At 70.4% G+C, this 19,249-nt stretch carries 13 protein-coding genes and 2 pseudogenes; 4 read left to right on the plus strand and 11 right to left on the minus strand.

Going from position 1 to position 19,249, the window contains the following annotated elements; translation table 11 throughout:
- Positions 1-836: 836 nt before the first annotated feature.
- Together IE321_RS03300 and IE321_RS03305 are read left to right on the plus strand one after the other, a co-directional pair.
- Positions 837-1,697 (plus strand): NAD-dependent epimerase/dehydratase family protein, encoded by an 861-nt coding sequence (locus tag IE321_RS03300; protein ID WP_190221668.1) that lies wholly within the window; start codon positions 837-839, stop codon positions 1,695-1,697.
- A gap of 26 nt (positions 1,698-1,723) precedes the next feature.
- Positions 1,724-3,526 carry an ABC transporter ATP-binding protein gene (locus IE321_RS03305; protein WP_190221669.1) on the plus strand — a complete coding sequence of 601 codons (1,803 nt, stop codon included), beginning with the start codon at positions 1,724-1,726 and terminating at the stop codon, positions 3,524-3,526.
- 187 nt (positions 3,527-3,713) lie between these two features.
- Here IE321_RS03305 and IE321_RS41760 read toward each other — a convergent pair.
- A pseudogene (locus IE321_RS41760) lies at positions 3,714-4,051 on the minus strand (heparan-alpha-glucosaminide N-acetyltransferase domain-containing protein); the annotation flags it as partial.
- Positions 4,052-4,190: 139 nt separating this feature from the next.
- Entirely contained in the window at positions 4,191-4,628 is a 438-nt protein-coding gene (locus tag IE321_RS03310) for a hypothetical protein (protein ID WP_308076871.1), read from the minus strand.
- Positions 4,629-5,045: 417 nt separating this feature from the next.
- Here IE321_RS03310 and IE321_RS03315 point away from each other — a divergent pair, with 417 nt between their 5' ends.
- A complete protein-coding gene (locus tag IE321_RS03315) occupies positions 5,046-5,726 on the plus strand; it encodes a response regulator (protein ID WP_190221671.1) in 681 nt (226 codons plus the stop codon).
- On the plus strand, positions 5,723-6,844 hold the full coding sequence (locus tag IE321_RS03320) for a sensor histidine kinase (RefSeq protein ID WP_190221672.1): 1,122 nt from the start codon (positions 5,723-5,725) through the stop codon (positions 6,842-6,844). Before IE321_RS03315 ends, IE321_RS03320 begins: the two co-directional genes overlap by 4 nt.
- Before the next feature lie 117 nt (positions 6,845-6,961).
- Here the strand turns inward: IE321_RS03320 and IE321_RS03325 are convergent, their stop codons facing one another.
- The 9 genes and pseudogenes from IE321_RS03325 to IE321_RS03365 all read right to left on the minus strand — a co-directional run bounded on the left by IE321_RS03325 (position 6,962) and on the right by IE321_RS03365 (position 19,246).
- Positions 6,962-9,586 (minus strand): RICIN domain-containing protein, encoded by a 2,625-nt coding sequence (locus tag IE321_RS03325; protein ID WP_190221673.1) that lies wholly within the window; start codon positions 9,584-9,586, stop codon positions 6,962-6,964.
- Between the two features lie 39 nt (positions 9,587-9,625).
- On the minus strand, positions 9,626-11,989 hold the full coding sequence (locus IE321_RS03330) for a non-reducing end alpha-L-arabinofuranosidase family hydrolase (RefSeq protein WP_190221674.1): 2,364 nt from the start codon (positions 11,987-11,989) through the stop codon (positions 9,626-9,628).
- A gap of 279 nt (positions 11,990-12,268) precedes the next feature.
- The gene (locus IE321_RS03335) at positions 12,269-13,819 is read right to left on the minus strand and encodes a sigma-70 family RNA polymerase sigma factor (RefSeq protein ID WP_190221675.1); all 1,551 of its coding nucleotides are present in this window, start codon (positions 13,817-13,819) and stop codon (positions 12,269-12,271) included.
- Between the two features lie 99 nt (positions 13,820-13,918).
- Positions 13,919-14,026, minus strand: a pseudogene (locus IE321_RS03340) (DUF1304 family protein); the annotation flags it as partial.
- 82 nt (positions 14,027-14,108) lie between these two features.
- Complete coding sequence (locus tag IE321_RS03345) at positions 14,109-15,584, minus strand: non-reducing end alpha-L-arabinofuranosidase family hydrolase (protein ID WP_190221676.1); 1,476 nt, start codon at positions 15,582-15,584, stop codon at positions 14,109-14,111.
- Positions 15,581-16,300 carry a cupin domain-containing protein gene (locus IE321_RS03350; RefSeq protein WP_226653036.1) on the minus strand — a complete coding sequence of 240 codons (720 nt, stop codon included), beginning with the start codon at positions 16,298-16,300 and terminating at the stop codon, positions 15,581-15,583. The genes IE321_RS03345 and IE321_RS03350 overlap by 4 nt, the downstream gene beginning before the upstream one ends.
- Positions 16,294-17,154, minus strand: coding sequence for a DUF6807 domain-containing protein (locus tag IE321_RS03355; RefSeq protein ID WP_190221677.1), 861 nt, complete (start codon positions 17,152-17,154; stop codon positions 16,294-16,296). The genes IE321_RS03350 and IE321_RS03355 overlap by 7 nt, the downstream gene beginning before the upstream one ends.
- Positions 17,151-18,197, minus strand: coding sequence for a Gfo/Idh/MocA family protein (locus IE321_RS03360; RefSeq protein WP_190221678.1), 1,047 nt, complete (start codon positions 18,195-18,197; stop codon positions 17,151-17,153). The genes IE321_RS03355 and IE321_RS03360 overlap by 4 nt, the downstream gene beginning before the upstream one ends.
- Positions 18,194-19,246: an endo-1,4-beta-xylanase gene (locus IE321_RS03365; RefSeq protein ID WP_190221732.1), complete on the minus strand. Its 1,053-nt coding sequence runs from the start codon at positions 19,244-19,246 to the stop codon at positions 18,194-18,196. The genes IE321_RS03360 and IE321_RS03365 overlap by 4 nt, the downstream gene beginning before the upstream one ends.
- Between the last annotated feature and the right edge of the window lie 3 nt (positions 19,247-19,249).

Genomic DNA, 19,249 nt, shown 5'->3' on the forward strand with positions numbered 1-19,249 from the left:
TGCCTCCTCCGGGAGTCGGCCGCACCTGTACGAGCTGCGGACCTCCCGGATCTTGCCGTAGCGGAAGGTGTGTGCGTCGGACATCCAGCCCGGCTCTTAAAGAGTGTTTTATCCCTGAAAGGGTGTTTCATTGCTGTTTAGGTAACGGACCGCTTCGGGTCGACTGGGGCCGTAGACGTGTTTTGTGACAGGTGAGGCGGATGACGGCCTTCGAGGGCCCGTTTCGATCCCTTCGCTCCTGTCTGATCCCAACGCGCCCCCGGTCGCGCCGGTTTGCGCCCTGTGGCAGGGCGGCAGCCATCGGTACTACAGAAACATGCCTCGTAAGCAGCGGCCCTATCCGAGTGACCTGTCCGATGCCCGTTGGCAACTGCTGGAACCAACCACGCTGCTTGCCGAGCGCGTCCCGGAAACGGATCGAGTAGGGGTGGGGGCAGCGGGTGGGCTTGGCGCAGTCGCAGTCCTTGAAGAAGGAACCCATGCCACGGGCGAGCTGTCGGGCCATGTCACGCACCATCCGTTCCAGCCCAAGAATCATGCTCAGGCACCGCATCGCAGGTCGATGGTCAGCAAGCGGGGACACGTCCGGGACGCATGCTGACCGTTTGCTGACCTTCCTGACGCACCGCCAGGTCGGACCGGGAGGGTGATGCTCGCCCATCCGAACAGCGCTCGAACCGCGGGGCTTCGGCAGCAATCTCGTCCAAGGCGTCCCCGTCCTGTGCTGCTGAACTGAGCGTGGGACTGGAAGGGAAGGCCGAGGATCCTCTTACGGACCCGTGACGGGCGGCCCGTCGGACACCTCGCCGGGACCGAGGCGGCATAGCTTCGGAGGCATGCGCGTACTCGTGACCGGAGGAGCGTGCTTCATCGGCTCGCACGTCGTCGCCGAGCTGATCGGACGCGGGCACGACCCGGTGGTCTTCGACATGACGGAGGACGGGCAGGACGTACGGGATCCCGCCGCGGTGCGGAATGCCCTGGCCGGGGTCGACGCTGTCTGCCACCAGGCGGCCAAGGTGGGCCTGGGCAAGGACTTCGGGGACGCACCCGGGTACGTGTCGGTCAACGACCTCGGTACGGCGGTGCTGCTGGCCGAGATGGCGGAGGCGGGCGTGCGGCGACTACTGCTCGCCGGGTCGATGGTCGTCTACGGCGAGGGGCGGTACGAGTGTGCCGCGCACGGCGTGGCGAAGACATCAGAATGCGAGATCCTGGACTTGGTCGCGGACGGTCAGCCCCAGGACAACGAGCTCGCGCAGGCTCGTGCCATGGAGGGCCGGCGTGCTGCGTCCGTGGCGGTGGTCATGGGCTCGTTGGTGGCAAGGGCGTTGAGCACCGCTTCCTCGACGCACTGCACCGCCGCTGCGTGCAAGGGTCGATCCGACCCCACGGCGTTCGCGGAGTCACCGCGGCCCTCTGGATGCGGACGGTGCGCACTCCCTGCGAAGCAGGCGACTCACAGGGCAACAGGGGCGCCGGTCATCAGATCTCGCGCCCCGTGGAGGATCTCCTCTTCCAGCCACTCGGCGGGGGTCCGCCCGACGATCTTCGGATGGTCGAAGAGACGTCCCGCCTTGCAGGCTGGGGCACGACACGACGTACACACGAGCACGAGCCCGCCCTCTCACACCGGTTCACCGGCCAGTGCGGCGGACCGTCGTGACGCGCGCTACGCGGCGTTCGTCCTGCCATGACGGCAGACCACCAGGAGAGGATTCTTGTGAACACCGCATCCGCCCCGGAGACGACGGGTGCCGAGTCCCTGCTCGTCCGCGAGACGCTCAGGGCGCTGTACGGGTATGTCCGACCGCACCGGTGGACCGTCGTACTCGGTCTGCTGTTGGCGCTGGTCGGGGCCGCCGGAGGGCTGCTACAGCCGCTGGCCACGAAGGCGCTGGTCGACCGGCTCTCGTCCGGTGGCACGCTCGCCACCATCCTGTTGGCGCTGACCGTGTTGGTGCTGCTGAGCACGGTGGCCGAGGCGTTCGGCGCCTATGTCCTGGAGCGAACGGCGGAGTCGGTGGTCCTGGCCGCACGCCGCAGCCTGATCGGCCGGCTGCTGCGCCTGCGGCTGACGGCAGTGGACCGGATGCAGCCGGGCGATCTGATGTCACGGGTGACCTCCGACACCACACTCCTGCGGGCCGTCAGCACCCAGGCCGTGGTCAACGCCGCGACCGGGGCGCTCACCCTGATCGCGGCGGTCGTGGTGATGGCGTTCCTGGACGTCTTCCTGCTCGGCGTCACCCTCGTCGTGGTCGCCGTCGTCGGCGCGGGCGCCGCCCTGGTGATGCCGAAGATCGGGCAGGCCGCCGAGCGTTCCCAGGCCGCGGTCGGGGAGATGTCCACCGGCCTGGAGCGGGCCTTCGGCGCGTTCCGCACGGTGAAGGCGTCCGGTGCCGAGCAGCGGGAGACCGCTCGCATCGAGGCGTCGGCCCGACGGGCGTGGCGTCACGGCGTGCGCGGCGCGAAGTGGGAGGCCCTGCTGGGAACGGCCGACAACCTCGCCGTCGAGCTGGCGTTCCTCGCGGTGCTCGCGGTCGGCGGGGCACGAGTGGCGTCCGGGGACATCCCCGTCTCCACGCTGATCGCGTTCCTGCTGTACCTGTTCTACCTGATGGAGCCGGTGTACAAGCTGGTCGAGGCCGCCTCCGCGTACCAGGAGGGCGCGGCCGCGATCTCCCGGATCAAGGAGGTGGACCGCCTCGCGGCGGAGCTGCCGGCCACGCCGCGGCCGGTGCGGGCCCAGACTTCGGCAGCCGTACGGCGCCCGGCGTCAGTCCGCTTCGAGGACGTGTCCTTCCGCTATGGCCCCGGGCTGCCGTACATCCACCAGCAGGTCGACTTCGAGGTGCCGGGCGCCGGAATGACAGCCTTCGTCGGGCCCTCGGGTGCGGGCAAGTCGACGGTCTTCTCGCTCATCGAGCGGTTCTACGAGACGACCGGCGGCCGGATCCTGGTAGACGGCAAGGACATCCGTCAGTGGCCGCTGGCCGAGCTGAGGTCCGCCATCGGGTACGTCGAACAGGATGCGCCGGTGCTGGCCGGCACCCTCCGGGAGAACCTGGCCTTCGGCGCGCCCGGCGCGACGGACGACGACATCCGAGCCGTCCTCGCCCGGACCAGGCTCGACTCGCTCGTCGAGCGTCTCCCGCACGGCCTGGACACCCTGGTCGGGCACCGCGGCTCGAAGCTGTCCGGCGGCGAACGCCAGCGCGTCGCGATCGCCCGCGCACTGCTGCGCGGGCCCCGGCTGCTGCTCCTGGACGAGGCGACCTCGCAACTCGACGCCGTCAACGAGCTGGCGCTGCGGGACGTCATCGCCGAGACGGCACGCGAGACCACCGTCCTGGTGGTGGCACACCGCCTGTCGACGGTGACGGACGCCGACCGGATCGTCGTCATGGACGCCGGCCAGGTCCGCGCGATCGGCACCCACGAGGAGCTGGTGGCCGGGGACGAGCTGTACGCGCAGCTCGCCGCGACCCAGCTCCTGCTCCCGGCCGAACGCTCCGGCCGCTGAAAGGAAGGAAGGAGCCTCCCGGCTGCCCCCGCCGCATGGCGGGGGCAGCCTTGCTGCACGGCGAAGTGGCACCGGACAGCCGTCGGATCTGCGGCACCCGACGATGCGTGAGGCTGACGGCAGAGCCTGCCTCACCAGGCGCTTTGCTCTTTCGATCGCCAGCACGCTGCGGAGGCCGGCGGGATCACGCGCGGATCGCGATCCGGTCCTTGGCTGCCGACCCGCCGGACCGCTCATCGGCTCACGGCGCCCGGCGATCAGCATCAGCGAGAACCCGGCGAGGGTGGCGAACAGGACCGACGAGTGCCCGTCGGCCAGATATCGGACCCAGGTGCCGACGCCGTGCGTGGAGGACAGGGTGGGGCCGATGTGGACGATGTACATGCCGAACACCGCCAGCGCGCGAGCCAGGTCCACCCCGACAAGGCGTCCCGTCGAGGGGCCCGCGGAGGGCTTCCTGCCGGACTCGGTCGAAGTGCCGGGCAGTGCAAGCGAGTTCTCCTGCGGTGGCTGTGTCTGTGTCATACGGACAATCTCAGGGCGCCGCCAGGAAGCGGACCATCCGACGGGCTTCGGTGAGATCCCCGCCGACCGGCCGGGACCAGCCCCGCCGGGTGGCGGAACAGCGCCCATGGCGGCTCACGGGCCCGGACGGCCCACCGTCCTACTTGATGACGGCGTTGGCCACCACGACCACGAGGCCGAGCAAGGCGTCCACCGTGCCGATCCTCACGGCGGAGCCCCAGGTGCGGCCGGCGGCGCGGGCCGCGGACAGACCCCAGGCGAACAGCAGCACCACGTTCACGGCGAAGACCACGCACTCGACGTCCGCCGTGGGCCACCATCCCCAGGCGGCGCCGAGCAGCACGCCCAGCGTCGGCACCGTCGCCACCACCAGCGGCCACTCGGACAGCAACAGCCGCACCCCGGCGCGCACACCGTGATGGGTCCGGTCGCCACGCAGGGCCATCAGATGCGCATAGCCGTGGGCCAAGGCCGAGGCGAAAGCCGTCACCAGGAGCCATTGGGCGCTGTTCAACCGGTCGGCGGGCGCCGTCTCGCCCTGTTCCGTCAGGGCGGCCACCATGGAACTGGCCAGCACCGCCCCGTACACACCTCCGAAGAGCACAGGGGGCCGCGCCGCACAGCGACGCAGAGCGCGGACAGGCTGACGCAGAAACGGGCGGGGCATGACGGGTCGTCCTCGAACGGTACGGAAGGGGTTGGGGCCCACGGACTCGTGCGGGCTCATGCACCGACTCCAGCGGACGAGGACGACGGACGCCATCCGCCGTTCTTCGTGCACCTGCCCGCCGACGGACCGGATCGTCCCTCCGAACGGCTGGAGCCGACCCGCCGGATGTCCACACTCCACCGTCGTCGCGCCACCGCGTACCCTGCCGGACGTACTGTCGGCGGCAGGCGATCACCGTACAAGAGCGTGAACGCGCCGGTGCGGGTGCCGACACGGATCGCCGAGAGGCCTGAACGGAGCAGACGAGTGCAAGGCGGGACGCCGGTGATCCGGGTAGTGGTGGTGGATGACGAGGCCCTGGTGCGGTCCGGTTTCCAGATGATCCTGAACGCGTCCGACGGCATCGAGGTCGTCGCGACCGCGGAGGGGGCTCAGGCGGCCGACGTCATCCGACGCGAGAGGCCGGACGTCGTACTCCTCGACATCCGCATGCCTGACGTGGACGGCCTGACCGTCCTGCGGAAGATCCAGGAACTGCCCGAACCGCCGCACGTGGCCATGCTGACCACCTTCGACACCGATGAGTACATCCTCACCGCGCTGCGCTCGGGTGCCGCCGGCTTCCTGCTCAAGGACACCGAGCCCGAGCAGCTCGCCCAGCTCGTGCGCACCCTGGCCGCCGGCGGGGTGGTGATGTCCCCGAAAGCCTCACGCGCGCTGCTGCGCGGTCACCCCGGGGCGGGAGCACCCCAGGACGCGGAGGTGGCACGCGTGAACCTGCTCAGCGACCGGGAGCGCGCCGTCCTCGTCCTGGTCGCGGAAGGACTGTCCAACGCCGAGATCGGCACCCGTATCCATCTGAGCGCGGGCACCGTCAAGGACCACGTCAGCTCGATCCTGAACAAACTGCGGGTCGCCGGCCGTGTCCAGGCCGCACTGCTCGCCGAGCGCGCCGGACTGCTCGGCAGGAACGGCGACAACCCGTCGCGGGACAAGGGGCGATGAGCACGGGCCGGGCGCTGTGGGGCCGCGTACCCCCCTGGGCCGTCGACGGGGGTCTCGTCGTCCTCGCCGTGCTCGACGCCTGGGTCAACCTCTACGGCGAGGGGACCCCTCTCGTCTGGGCCTGCGTGGCCCTCGGCAGCACGGCACTGTTCCTGCGCAGGCGCTTCCCGCTCGCCGTCTTCCTGCTCACCCTGCCCATGACCCTGTTCATGGACGTCGCGGTCGCGCCGATCACCGCCCTGTACACACTGGCCGCGTCCACCCGCAACCGACCGATGCTGGCCGGCTGTGCCCTGCTCAACGCAGGGGTGGACACCCTCGTCTGGCCGTTGTCCGACGCGTTCGACGGCGACCGGACCTGGACCCTCGTCCAGTTCGTCTACACGCTGGCCACGGCCGTCGCCCCCGTGCTGTTCGGCCAGCTCGTGCAGGCCAGACGCGACGTCGCCCGCCAGCTCGTCGAGGTCGAGGAGGCACGGGAACACGAACGGGCCCTGCACGCCCAGACCGTCCTCGCCCGCGAACGCGCCCAACTGGCCCGCGAGATGCACGACGTCGTCTCCCACCAGGTCAGTCTCATCGCCGTCCAGGCCGGAGCCCTGCAGGTCGCCGCGAAGGACGCCGACGCCCGCGAGGCCGCCCGCACCATCCGCACCCTGAGCGCGAACACCCTCGACGAGCTCCGCCACATGGTCACGCTGCTCCGCGCCTCCGGCGGCAAGGCAACCGAACTCACCCCCCAGCCCACCCTCGCCGACCTCCGGCAGCTCATCGCCAACAGCGGCATCGAGACCACCCTGGTGGGGGAGCTCCCCATCGGCATCAGCACCACCGCTCAGCGCACCGTCTACCGTACGGTCCAGGAAGCACTCACCAACGTGCGTAAACACGCCCCCGGCGCCCGCGCCGAGGTACGCCTGTGGCACGACGCACACCACTTCGGCGTCACCGTGACCAACACCGCCCCCACCCGCCCGTCAGTCGCCCTGCCCAGCGCACGCCACGGCCTTATCGGCCTGAAAGAACGCGCCGAACTCCTCGACGGCACCCTCACCGCCGAATCCACCCCACAGGGCGGCTACACGATCGAACTACGAGCCCCCGCCCGGTCCGACTGAGCCGGCCGCGCAAGCAGCCCGCGAGGCGTGCCGGCAACGGGTCGCCCCTCCGGGTGGAGGTCGTGGCACCTGCCGGGGCCGCAGGCATCGTGCCTGCGGCCCCGCTCGGGGGGAGGGTCAGGACGGGTCGCCGTACTGGAGGCCGCGTCCGTTGGTGCCGACGTAGACGCGGCCGTAGGTGTCGGGGTCGCCGGTGACGACGCCGACACCTCCGATGGCGCCCCACTGGTGGGCGTCGTCGTTGACCCGGAGCCAGGTGGCGCCCTTGTCGGTGGAGCGGAAGACTCCGGTGACGTCCTTGACGGTACCGATCAGGTAGAGGGCCTGGTAGGAGGCGCCGGGTGCGGCCTTGCCGAAGCCGAGGGCGGACGCGGACCGCACCGTGGTGCGCGTGGTGAAGGTGCGGCCGCCGTCGGTGGAGTGCAGCAGCCCCTTGGCGCTGTCGGCGATCCACAGGTCTCCGACGACGCCGGGAACGGCCGTGAGCCGGCCGGCGGGCAGGTTCGTGGCGCGGGCGGTGAAGGTCGCGCCGCCGTCGGTGCTGGTGTGGAGCGTGCCGCCGGACAGCGAGTAGAAGGTCCTGGCCGAGGAGCGGTCGGCGACGACGACGGCGCCGGTGCCGAGGCCGCCGACCTTGGACCAGCTCGCGCCCTTGTCGGTCGAGCGGTACGGGGCCTGGCCGGCCTGGGTCCATACGATGGCGGAGCCGTCCGCCGCGAGCGCGACATGCCCGTCCTGGGCTCCGGCCACCGGCTCCGCCTTGAAGCCGGTCCAGTTGCTGCCGCCGTCGGTGGAGTAGGCACCGTCCTGCGCGCCGCCCCGGCCGACACGGACCATCATCGAAGGGTTGGCCTGGGCGAAGTCGATGTCGGTGCTGTTGGTCATCATCGGGTTGTTCAGCCGCCCGGCGGGCACCTTGGTCAGGTCGTCATGGCGGAATCCGCCCTGGTCGCCCATGGCGGTGATGACGGTGGCGCCGCCGGGCGGGGCGATCGCGTCCATCAGCGCGGTCTCCTCAAGACCTCGGGCCCCTGCGGTCCAGTGGCTGGTGCCGCCGCTGTCGGTGGCGTGGGCGTCCTTGCTGCGCCAGATGCCGTTGCCCGTGCCGTACAGCACGTGCCCGGAGTCGAAGGGGTCGATGGCCAGGGCGGTCATCCAGTGCCCGGTGTGGGTGCCTACGTAGGGAGCGGCGGACGCGTTCCGCACCGACTTGCCCGCCAGTGCCTTCCAGGTCGTGCCGCCGTCGGTGGTGCGGTAGATCTCGTCCTCGGGCCACCAGCGGCCGAGGGTGGTGACCATCACCGTGGACGGCTTCTGCGGGTCGACGGACAGGCCGGAGAACCCGTAGTCGCCATGGGACGGGGAGATGTTCTTCCACGCCCCTCCGACCGGCGTGTGCTTCCACACCGAGCCCGCCGTCACGCCGTTGGGTCCGAGTGCGTTGGTGTACGTCAGGTACAGCGAGCCGTCACCGGAGAGCACGCCGTGCTGCGGCAGCTGTCCGGTGGGCTGTCCGGGGACGGCCTGCCAGGTGCTGCCGCCGTCGGTGGAGCGGTACAGGGGCGTGGACCTGTCGGCGACACCGACGTAGATCGTCCTGCTGCCGGCCGGACCGTACGTCACGAAGGAGATGCCCGCGCCGCTGCTCGCTCCGTCCTTGACGGGGAACGAGGTGACCTGCCTCCATGTCGTGCCGTGGTCGGTGCTGCGCCACAGGCCGTTCTTACGGGTGCCGAGCAGCAGGGTGCGGTTGTCCGAGGGGTCGATCACGAGCCGCTCACCGGCCCCGCGGCCGTCCTCGTTGCCGCCCAGTTTGAAGGGGAGTTCGGTGCGCTGGAAGGTGCGGCCCCGGTCGGTGGAGCGCAGGATCGCGCCGTTGCCGGCCCACTCGTTGGTGTAGGTGCCGGCTGCGAGGTAGAGCCGGTCGGGTGCGACGGGGTCGGTGGCCACCGCGTCGATGCCCAGCAGGTTCCAGTCCTTCTCCCCTAGCCAGTCGGTCAGCGGGATCCACTGCTCGGCCGCGCTGTCCCAGCGGTAGGCGCCGCCCATGTCGGTACGCGCGTACAGCAGCCCCTTCTCCCGTGGGTTGAACACCAGCCCGGTGACGTAACCGCCGCCGACCACCTGGGCGTTGTTCCACACGTACGGTCCGTTCCCGGTGGCCGGGGCCTCGGCCGTCTTCACCAGCTTCCACTGCTGGTTGGCGCTGCCATGGCCGGGATACTGGATGACTGCCGCGCCGTCGGCCGTGGAACCTCTGGATACGTCCAGGACCTGGCCGCTCCTGCGGGAGGTGAAGGTGACGGTGTCGGAACCGCTCACCTCGCCGATCCGCCACTCCTGGGAGGTCGAGGAGCTGTCGGTCTGCTGCTCGGCGGCGGCCGCCTGCGCGGTCGAATCGCCGGCTATGCCCAGCACTTTGCCGCTGTTGCGGTTCACCAGCTCGTAGTAGCCGTCGCCGGTGGACCGCAGCTGCCACTGCTGGTTGGCGGTGTTCTGGTCGGTCCACTGCTGGATGCGGGTGCCGTCGGCGGTGGAGAAGGCGTTGACGTCCAGGGCCTTGCCGCTGCGCACGGAGAGCAGCCGGTAGTAGGCGTGGGCGTCGACCGTCGCGGCCTGCGAGTCCTCCTGGGTGAACAGGAGGTACGGGACGACGGCGGCGGGCACACCGAGCAGCAGGGCGGTGGCACTCCAGCGACGACGGTGACGCCCGCGGCGCGCGCCGTTCGTGGGGTTGTTCATGGGGGGGTGTTCTCCTTGTGGAACCGTGGATCGGGCGGGTCAGCGCTGCAGGGTGAGGACGCCCGGCCGGTACGGCAGTCGGTCGTAGGGGCCAGCCGCGGTGCGGGACTTGCCCTGGTAGAGGAACTGCAGGTTGCAGGGGTCGACGGTCATGGTCTGGTCCGGGTTGCTGCGGACCAGGTCACCGTGGCTGATGTCGTCGGTCCAGGTGGCTCCGCTGTTGGCCTTGCCGGCGAAGGGGTTGTTCTCGGTAGCGGCCTGCGGCGTCCACGAGCCGTTGAGGCTGGTGGCCGTGAACGAGCGGAAGTAGCGCCGCTCGTTCGCACCCCGGGCCTCGACGATCATGAGGTACTGGTTCTGGTCCTTGACCTTGTAGACCTGGGGCGCCTCGAAGAGGTTCTTCTCCGTGTCGCTCATGACCGTTGTGTACGACGAGCCGAAGCTGCCCGGGAAGTTCCCGATCGGCATGCTCGCCCGGTAGATCTTGCCGTTGTCACCGGCGAAGAACAGGTACATGTTCGTCCCGTCTGCGATCAGGGTCTGGTCGATCGGGCCGGTGCCGGAGTCGGTGCGGGGAATGCTGCCGGTGAACAGGGGCTGCGGCGCGGACCAGCTGTTGGGGTTGGCGGGGTCGCTGGACGTGCGGTAGCTGAAGGGCGAGGCACCCCACTGGTACGCGAGCACCCAGATCTTCTTGGGCGCGAAGTAGAAGAGCGTGGGTGCCACCGCGTTCTGGTTCATCTTCGTCTGACCGGCCGACGCCATGTCCGACCAGTTCGTGAAGGGGCTGAACGCCATCGAGCCGTACGAGGTTCCCGATGCGCTCGACGCGTAGACCAGGTGCTTGCCGCCCAGCATGACGTGGGTGAAGTCCTTCACCGCGGCCCATCCGTTCGCCGGCTGGGCGAGGGCGCCCGTCGAGCTCCACTTGTACGTCGAGGGAAGAGCACACGCGCCGCTGCCCGTCGCGGAGGGGACGGTCCACTTCTGGTTGCCGACCGACGCGCAGGTGTACAGCTGGATCGTGGTGCCGTTCGCGGTGGCCGCGCCGACGGCGTCGAGGCACAGCCCGGACTGGACCCCGGTGATCGTGCCGTCGGTGTTGACGCTCCACTGTTGGTTGGCGCCGCCGTTGCAGTCCCAGATGATCACCGGGGTGCCGTTGGCGGTGCCCTTGCCCTTGGCGTCCAGGCACTTGTCGCCGTGGACCTTCAGCTGCTTGGCGGCGGTGTGGGTCCAGCGCTGGCCGGTCTGTCCGCCGCAGTCCCACAGGTGCGCCCGGGTGCCGTTGGCCGTGGCGGATCCGGGGATGTCGATACAGCGGCCGGAGGCTACGCCCTTGATCTCCCCGGTACGGTCGGTCGGCTGGGGCGGCGTGGTGCCGGAGCCGGACGTGAGAGCGTTCATGACGGCGGTGTAGGCGGGCTTGGGCTTGCCGTTCCGGTCGAACAGCAGGGGGCTCTCGCCGCTCCGCCAGGAGTCGCTGTCTCGGACGCCCCACACGGTGATGCCGGTACACCGGGCCACGGACAGGCAGGTGCTGACCGTGTTCGCGTAGTGGGTGGGTGATGCCTGGGCGATGTCCAGCTCGGTGATCTGGACATCGACCCCCAGGGAGGCGAAGGCGGCCAGGGTGGTCCTGAAGCTCGCCGGTGGGCCGCCCGCGCCGAAATGGCTCTGGAACCCGACGCAGTCGATGGGCACGCCGCGGGACTTGAAGTCCTTGACCATGCGGTAGACGCCCTGGGTCTTGGCGTCCGACCAGTTCTCGATGTTGTAGTCGTTGTAGCAGAGCTTGGCCGAGGGGTCGGCCGCGCGGGCGGTGCGGAACGCTTCCTCGATGAAGCCGTCGCCCAGCACCTTCTGGAAGACCGAGTCGCGGAGCCGGCCGCTGCCGCCGTCGGCGAACGCCTCGTTGACCACGTCCCAGGCGTAGATCTTTCCCTTGTAGTGAGTCAGCTGGGTGGTGATGTGGTGGTTCATCACGCCGCGCAGCGTCTTCGCGTCGCGGAGGGAGCCCACCCAGGCGGGGAGCTGCGAGTGCCAGACCGTGGTGTGGCCGCGGACGCGCTGACCGCGTGCCAGGGCACGGTCGACGATCCGGTCCGCGGGACCGAAGTCGAAACGGCCGCGGGACGGCTCGACGGCGTCCCACTTCATCTCGTTCTCCGGGGTGATCATGTTGAACTCCCGGTCGGCGATGGCGGTGTACGCCGAGTCGCCGAGCCGGCCCGCGGCCACAGCCGTGCCGAAGTACCGGCCCGAGGGGGCCGCCTCGGTACCCAGGGCCGCGGCTCCGGCGGAGTTGGGGAGGAGCGTCAGGCCACCGGCGACCACCGCTGCGGCCGACAGCCCTATCGCCCAGGTCCGGCGACGGCGGCGGAGCCGGTGCAGGCCCTTCATGCCTTTCCTCGCGGGTCGCGGTTCAGGTGGGTGCGCTGCGTCATGGGAGGCCTCTCTTCAGGGGGATACGCCAGTGGGGGAAGGTCACCCCTGAAGTGGAGGCTGTCGAACTCGCGGTCTCGTAACAGAAAAGTCGCGCCGTCCGGAAGTTCGCTCAGTGACGCGTGTCGCACGCAGAAAGCGTTATGCCGAGCCCCGCGGTTCGGCCGTCCCCGCGGAGTCGGTGCGAGGCACCCGACTCCGTGCCTGGTGGGAATCGGCATGGCGCATGAGCGACTCTCAGGACCAGGTCCGGCGCACGATGAAGGATGCCTGCCCGGCGAAGGTCCGTGTTCCGTCGGAGCCGTCGAGCCAGATGCCTCCGTCACGGTGGCGGAGGACGGAGCCGGGATAGTTGTGCGCGTGCAGGGTCACCGACCCCGCGACCGACCCGGGGCGCGGACAGAAGGTCGCGTCTTCACGGAACAGATCGCTGCCGTCGTCGGCGCTCAGCCGCAGCCGGAGGTAGTAGTGGCGAAGATACCGGCCGTCCGCGGCGCGGAAGGTGACGCACCGTGTGTCGGCCAGCCCCGCGATGACCGTGAAGGTGCCCCGGCTCCGGGTCTGCGCGCCGCTGGACGCGGAGACCCGGCCGAGCGTCGCGTGGTCGCCGGTATGGGTGACGAACAGGCCGGGTTCGTCCACGGACTCCAGCGACCGCGCGCCGAGCGGAACAGCGGCTGCGGCAGCGGACGGACTCACGGGGGACGGTTCGTCCGACGTCGCGGCGCGCGACGGGACCGGCGAGGCGGTGCCCGCCGTGGGGGCGGCGATGACGGCGGGCACCCGAGGCGCCGGTTCGGGCCAGGTCGCGTAGACGGCGGTTCCGGCGATGAGCACCGCGCCGGTGGCGAGGCTCACCAGCGGGTGAGCGGTGATCCCCGCGAGCTTGCCGCTCAGCGCGACGGGCAGGCCACCTCCCCCCGTCGCGGTGCCGACAGCGACGTGTGCCGCGACCGGCCCGGCGGCGATCGCGGCGGTACCCGACAGCAGGCCCTTGGCGGCGAGCGCGGAGATCAGTCCGGCCGGGACGGCCAGCGTCGCGAGGCCGAGGGGGAGCAGTTCGACCGGAACCCGTTCCGTCGTCGGCGCCGTGCAGACCGGGCAGTCACGGGTGTGCCGCGCCATACGCTTGCGCCACACCGATGCGCGCAGGCCGTCCCAGCCGACGACGGCCTCGTCCAACTGCGGACAGCGCGGGTCGGCCTCCAGCGCGGCGACGATCGTCCTGCACAGTTCCAGCTGCTCGCGCATGCGTTGCAGGCGTACTCCGACGTGGGCGACCGTGAGCCCGGTCGCGGCGGCGATGTCGTCACGGCTCAGCGAACCGGCGCATTCCTGCCACCAGAGCGACAGCAGCACCCGATGATCCGGATCGAGCCACCGGCTGGCTTCCACGACGCGACGGCGCTCGTCCGAGACATGCAGCCGCAGGATCGCCGTGTCCACGGGTTCCGCGCCGGCGTCCGGTATCCGGTGCGCCTCGTCGATGACCGCGGTCCGTTCGGCGAAGGCGTGCTTCCGGTGCAGGTGGGTATTGATCTGGCGGAGCGTGATCGACACGAGCCAGGACCGGAAGCTCTCCGGTGCGCGTACGGCGGGCAGGTCGCGCACCGCACGAAGCAGGGTCTCCTGGACGACGTCGTCGACGTCGGCATGGCCGCTCAGCGCTCGCCCGACGATGTTGTAGACCAGCGGCAGGTACGCGGCGATCAGCTCCTCGCGCGCCCGGTCGTCGCCGGCCTGCGCCGCGAGGACCAGCTCCGCGTGGTCCACGTCGATGATCCCCATTCCCACCCTCTCCAGGGAAAGCGGTCCACCGGCGTACGGCGACCGGCCTCTACGTCGGCAAAGAATACGACGTGAGACCGGGTCGTCCGCCGGCGTCGCTCAGTGGGCGGCCGGCACCAGGGCCGGAACGGCCTGCACGAAGAGGATCTTCCGGCTCGACGTGGCGGCACCGTACGCGCCGGCCACGGCCACGCACACCAGGAAGAACCGCCAAGGCGACGCAGGCCCCCAACGCGGCCCTGGCCCGCGACCATGGCGGGCTCGGGTGACGACCGAGCCCGCCACGTGGTCAGCGCTGCAGCGTCAGCAGTCCCGGGCGGTAGGCCCACTGGCCGTAATCGCCGCCGGAGTTGGGATCACGGCCCTGGTAGAGGAACCGCAGGTTGCACGGGTCGATCGTGAAGGTCTGGTCGGCACCGGCGCGGATCAGCTCGCCGTGGCTGATGTCGTTGGTCCAGGTGGCTCCGCTGTTGGCCTTGCCGGCGAAGGGGTTGTTCTCGGTAGCGGCCTGCGGCGTCCACGAGCCGTTGAGGCTGGTGGCCGTGAACGAGCGGAAGTAGCGGTGCTCGCTCGCGCCCCGGGCCTCGACGATCATGAGGTACTGGTTCTGGTCCTTGACCTTGTAGACCTGGGGCGCCTCGAAGAGGTTCTTCTCCGTGTCGCTCATGATCGTCGTGTACGACGAGCCGAAGCTGCCCGGGAAGTTCCCGATCGGCATGCTCGCCCGGTAGATCTTGCCGTTGTCACCGGCGAAGAACAGGTACATGTTCGTCCCGTCGCCGATGAGCGTCTGGTCGATGGGGCCCGTTCCCGAGCCGGCGATGCTTCCGGAGAAGAGCTCCTGCTCCGCCGACCAGCCGTTCGGGTTGGTGGGGTCGGTCGACGTCCGGTAGGAGAAGGCGGTCCTGCCCCACTGGTAGGCGAGCACCCAGATGTTCTTCGGCGCGAAGTAGAAGAGCGTGGGCGCGACGACGCCGTTCGACATGGTGTTCTGGCCGGTGGAGGCCATCTGCGACCAGTCGGTGAACGGGGTGAAGTTCATCGAGCCCCAGCCCACTCCCGTCCCCGTGGTGCCGTGGGTCGTCGCGTAGACGAGGTGCTTGCCGTTGTGGGGAGCGACGGTGAAGTCCTTCAGCGAGGCCCATCCGGCCTTGGGCTGCGCCAGCGCGCCCGTCGACGACCAGCGGTACGTCAAAGGAAGGGCACAGGTGCCGGGGGTGCCGCCGGCGACCTTGACGAGCTGCCACTGCTGGTTGGCGCCGCCCCAGTCGTCGTACTGGACGACGTTCGCGTTGTCGGCGGTGGAGGCGCCCTGGACCTCGAGGGCCTTGCCGCTGTGGCGGGCGACGAGCCTGATGTGGCCGTCCGCGCTGTCGGCGAGCCGCCACTGCTGGTTGGTGCCGTTCGCATCGGTCCACTGGACGATCGCGGCGCCGTTGGCCGCGGAGCTGTTCTGGACGTCCAGGACCTTGCCGGAGTGGCGGGACTTGACGCGGTAGTAGCCGTCGCCGGAGGCGACGAACTGCCACTGCTGCTGGTTCTGGTCGTTCCTGGTCCACTGGGTGATGCGGGCGCCGTCGCCGGTGGCCAGGTTGTAGACGTCCAGTGCCTTGCCGCTGTTGCGGTTGACCAGCACGTACCAGGCGTTGGTGTCGACGGTCGCCGCGGCGGCGGGCGGGGCGGTGACGAGAGTGGCACCGAGCAGCAGGGACGCCAGGACCGCGAGGACGAGGCCCAGGATCAGCGGTGGATGACGACGTGTCATCGGATTCGCTCCTTCAGGGGAGGGCGGTGGGGGTCTGCGGGGGCGGTGTAGGGGTGGAGACGGCCGCACATGCCGAAGAGCGGAACCTTCGGGCGGTCAAGCCGCGACACCGCGCCCTGGTCGAGGTGGGAGAGGTCTCCGGCCTTCAGCCGCTCCAGCTGACGGCCGGTTTCGTGGGCCGCCGCCAGCGCGCCGTCGCGCCAGCGGACGTCCCACGCGTCCAGGAGTGCGCTTTTCAGCCGGTGGGCCGCGGCGTGGAACTCCCGCAGCCCTCCGTCGCGGCACAGGGCCAGGAAGCCCTCGAGCGCCAGGTCGCGGCGGCGGCGCGCCGCCGCGGCGTGGTCGCCGCTGAGGACGGCCGCCCTCCGGTAGGCGTCGAGATCGGCCAGCACGGGTGCGGGGAAGGTGAAGACGGCGTCGCCGGCCTCGGGCAGGCCGCTGTTCTGCATGAGGACCACGAGACGCAGGTCTCCGGCGTTGACGAGACGGTGGATCGTTCCCGGCGTGAACCCGACGACGTCGCCGGGGCGCAGCGGCGTGTCGGCGAAACCGGAGGTGGTGAGGGTCTGGACGCTGCCCGCCCCGCCGATCACGACGTACGCCTCGGAGCAGACGAGGTGCATGTGGGGGGTGCCACCGCACAGCCCGTCGGCGCCCTCCCACTCGTACACGGTCAGATCGGAGAGTCCCACGCCGCCGGGGAGCGGTGTCACCACGGGTGCTCCTCGACGTACCGGGTCAGGCGCGCGAGGTCCCACGCGCCGTCGGCCACGACGATCCGGTAGCGGCGCGCCAGGGTGTCGCCCGGGGCGAGGGGTAGCTCCTTGTCGAACGCCAGGGACGGATTGACCGCGGGGATGGGCTCGCTGCGGACGAACCACTGGCAGGGGTTGTCCGGGTCGTCCAGGAACAGCAGGGTGGAGGAGCGGTCGACCTCGTCGTGCGCGCCGACGAAGGCCAGCCAGTCACCCTGCTCGCCCATGCCGGGGCCGATCACGTCGCCGCTGGTGAAGGCGCGCGGACCACGCCAGAACAGGCCGGAGTATCCGGCGAGTTCCCTGCCCTGGGTGCCGGGGCTGCCGAACACGAGCTCGGCGTCGTGGACGTTGGTGAGCGCCGTGGTGACCTCCAGGGCCCAGGAGCCGTCCTCGACGTCGCACACCGTCAGGGTGCGGCGTTCGCCGATCCAGTGCTCCCCCGCCGCCGTGTGCCAGGCCAGGTCCTCGCTGATCACGGCGCGGCCCTGGCCCGTCTCGGCGGACAGGGTGAGGCTGCGCATCGTGCCGAGGTTGGGCAGGTCGACGTAGCCCCGGCCGCGCAGGTAGGTGCCGCCGCCCCAGAAGTTCTGGCCCGACACCCATGACGCCGTGAACTGGACGCCCTTGTGCCAGCGGTGGTCGTGCGGCCGGTATCCGGTGACCACGTCTCCGGCGAGCGTGCGTACCGGATGCAGATAGGGTTTCGGCGCCTCGAAGGGGTCCATGACCGGTCGGTGCACGTACCGGAAGAGCTCGGTGCCCCGCGCCCGTACGGTCAACGCGTCCTCGTCCCGCTGGAGTTCGAGCGTCATCGGAACGCCTCCGGGCGTCCTCCGTGGAGCGCGCCGTAGAACGGGTCGCTCGCGTCGATCTCGCCGCGCACGACCGGCCGGCCGGTGACCGCGGCCTTGTACAGGGCGGTGACCAGTTCCATGGTGGGCCTGCCGAGGTCGGGGCGGATCCCGGCCTCGTACCCGTCCAGGAACTCCGCGAGCTGGGCGGTGTGGGAGCTGGGCAGGTCGTCCGGCGGCTCCCACTTCACCCCGGGGTTCCTGCCGGTGAACGTCCAGTCCGCGTTGGAGTAGCCGTAGAGGTGCCGCAGTTCGACCGTGGCGTCGGCGAGGTCGAAGCGCAGGTAGCTCTCCTCGCGTGGGGAGAGGACGCTGTTGACGACCGTCGCGATGGCTCCGTTCTCGAAGCGGACCAGGGCCGTGGAGACGTCCTCCGTCTCGACGTCGCGGTCGAGCCGCCCGGCCATGGCGCGTACCTCGGCCCACGGCCCGAGCACCGACAGCATCAGGTCCATCTGATGGATGCCGTGGCCGAGCGTCGGGCCGCCGCCCTCGCTCCGCCAGGTGCCCCGCCACGGCACGTCGTAGTAGGCGTCGTCGCGGTACCAGGTCGTGACGCACTGGGCGACCAGCGGGCGGCCCAGGGTCCCGGCGGCGATCAGCTCGCGCAGGTACCGGGCGCCGGAGCCGTACCGGTGCTGGAACACCGCGCCCGCGGCGGCCGTGCCCTCGGCGGCGCGGATCCGGTCGAGCTCGGCCAGCGACAGCGCCACCGGCTTCTCGCACCAGACCCACGCCCCCGCGTTCAGGCAGGCCACGGCCTGTTCGGCGTGGAGGAAAGGAGGCGTGCACAGGTGCACGACGTCCGGGCGCTCCTCCCGGAGCATCGTGTGCAGGTCGGTGTGGACGGCGGGGATGCCGTGCTCGGCCGCGAAGGCCTCCGCGCGCACGGCGTCCACGTCGACGGCGGCCACGATCTCGGCCCGGTGCGCCTGGACCCGAAGGGCGGGGACGTGGCAGATGCCCGCGATCCCGCCCGTCCCGACGATCGCCGTCCTGATCATCCGCCCAGCACCTTCCTGATGGCGTGGTAGGCGGGCTTGGGCTGAAGGTTCTCGTCGTAGGGCAGCGCGGCGCCCTCCTTCGGGAAGACCCCGGGAATCCACGAGTACTTGTCCGTGTAGTCCCAGATGGTGACGCCGACGCACCTCTTGACGTCCAGACAGGCCTTGACGTAGTCGGCGTACCAGGTGGCCTGGGTGGCGAGCTTCGAAGGGGTCGCGGGGAGTTCCATCCGGATGTCGAGCTCGGTGACCGCGACGTCGACCCCGAGGTCGGCGAAGCGCTGGATGTTCTCCTTGATGCCGGCGGGGTAGCCGTACTGGAGCGCCAGGTGGCCCTGGAGGCCGAAGCCCTCGATCGGGACGCCGTCGGCCTTCAGCTGCTTGATGAGCTCGTAGTAGGCGTCGCTCTTGGCGTTGATGCCGTCGACGTTGTAGTCGTTGAGGTAGAGCTTGGCGTGCGGGTCGGCCTCGTGGGCCCAGCGGAGGGCGTCGGCGATGTAGCCGGGGCCGAGCGTCTTGTAGAAGACCGACTCGCGGTAGGTGCCGTCCTCGTTGAAGGCCTCGTTGACGACGTCCCAGTGGATCACCTTGCCCTTGTAGTGCCGTGCCACCGTCTGGATGTGCTTCTTGAGGACGGGGCGCAGTTCCTCGGCGGTCCAGGTGCGCTCGGTGAGCCAGGCGGGGAGCTGGCTGTGCCAGACGAGCGTGTGGCCGCGGACCTTCTGGTGGTGATCCTTGGCGAAGGCCATGACCTCGTCGCCGGCGGTGAAGTCGAAGACGCCCGGTTCGGGTTCGGTGGCGTACCACTTCATGGCGTTGCCGGGGGTGGTCTGCCCGAACTCGCTGCCGAGGAGCTTCAGGTAGGCGGCGTCGGTGAACTCGGGGTTGTCGGTCGCCGAGCCGAAGTACTTGTGGTGCTTCTTGGCCAGCTCGCCGAGCGTGCGGGGGCGGGGCTCGGCGGTGGCGGGGGTGGCGGCGAGGCCGGCGGCGACGCAGACGGCCGCGGACAGGGCGATCAGGTGCCGGGACAGGGACCTGGGCTTGGGCATGGA

It is taken from the genome of Streptomyces hydrogenans, assembly GCF_014656075.1.
In the GTDB taxonomy this organism is placed as follows: Bacteria; Actinomycetota; Actinomycetes; order Streptomycetales; family Streptomycetaceae; genus Streptomyces; species Streptomyces hydrogenans.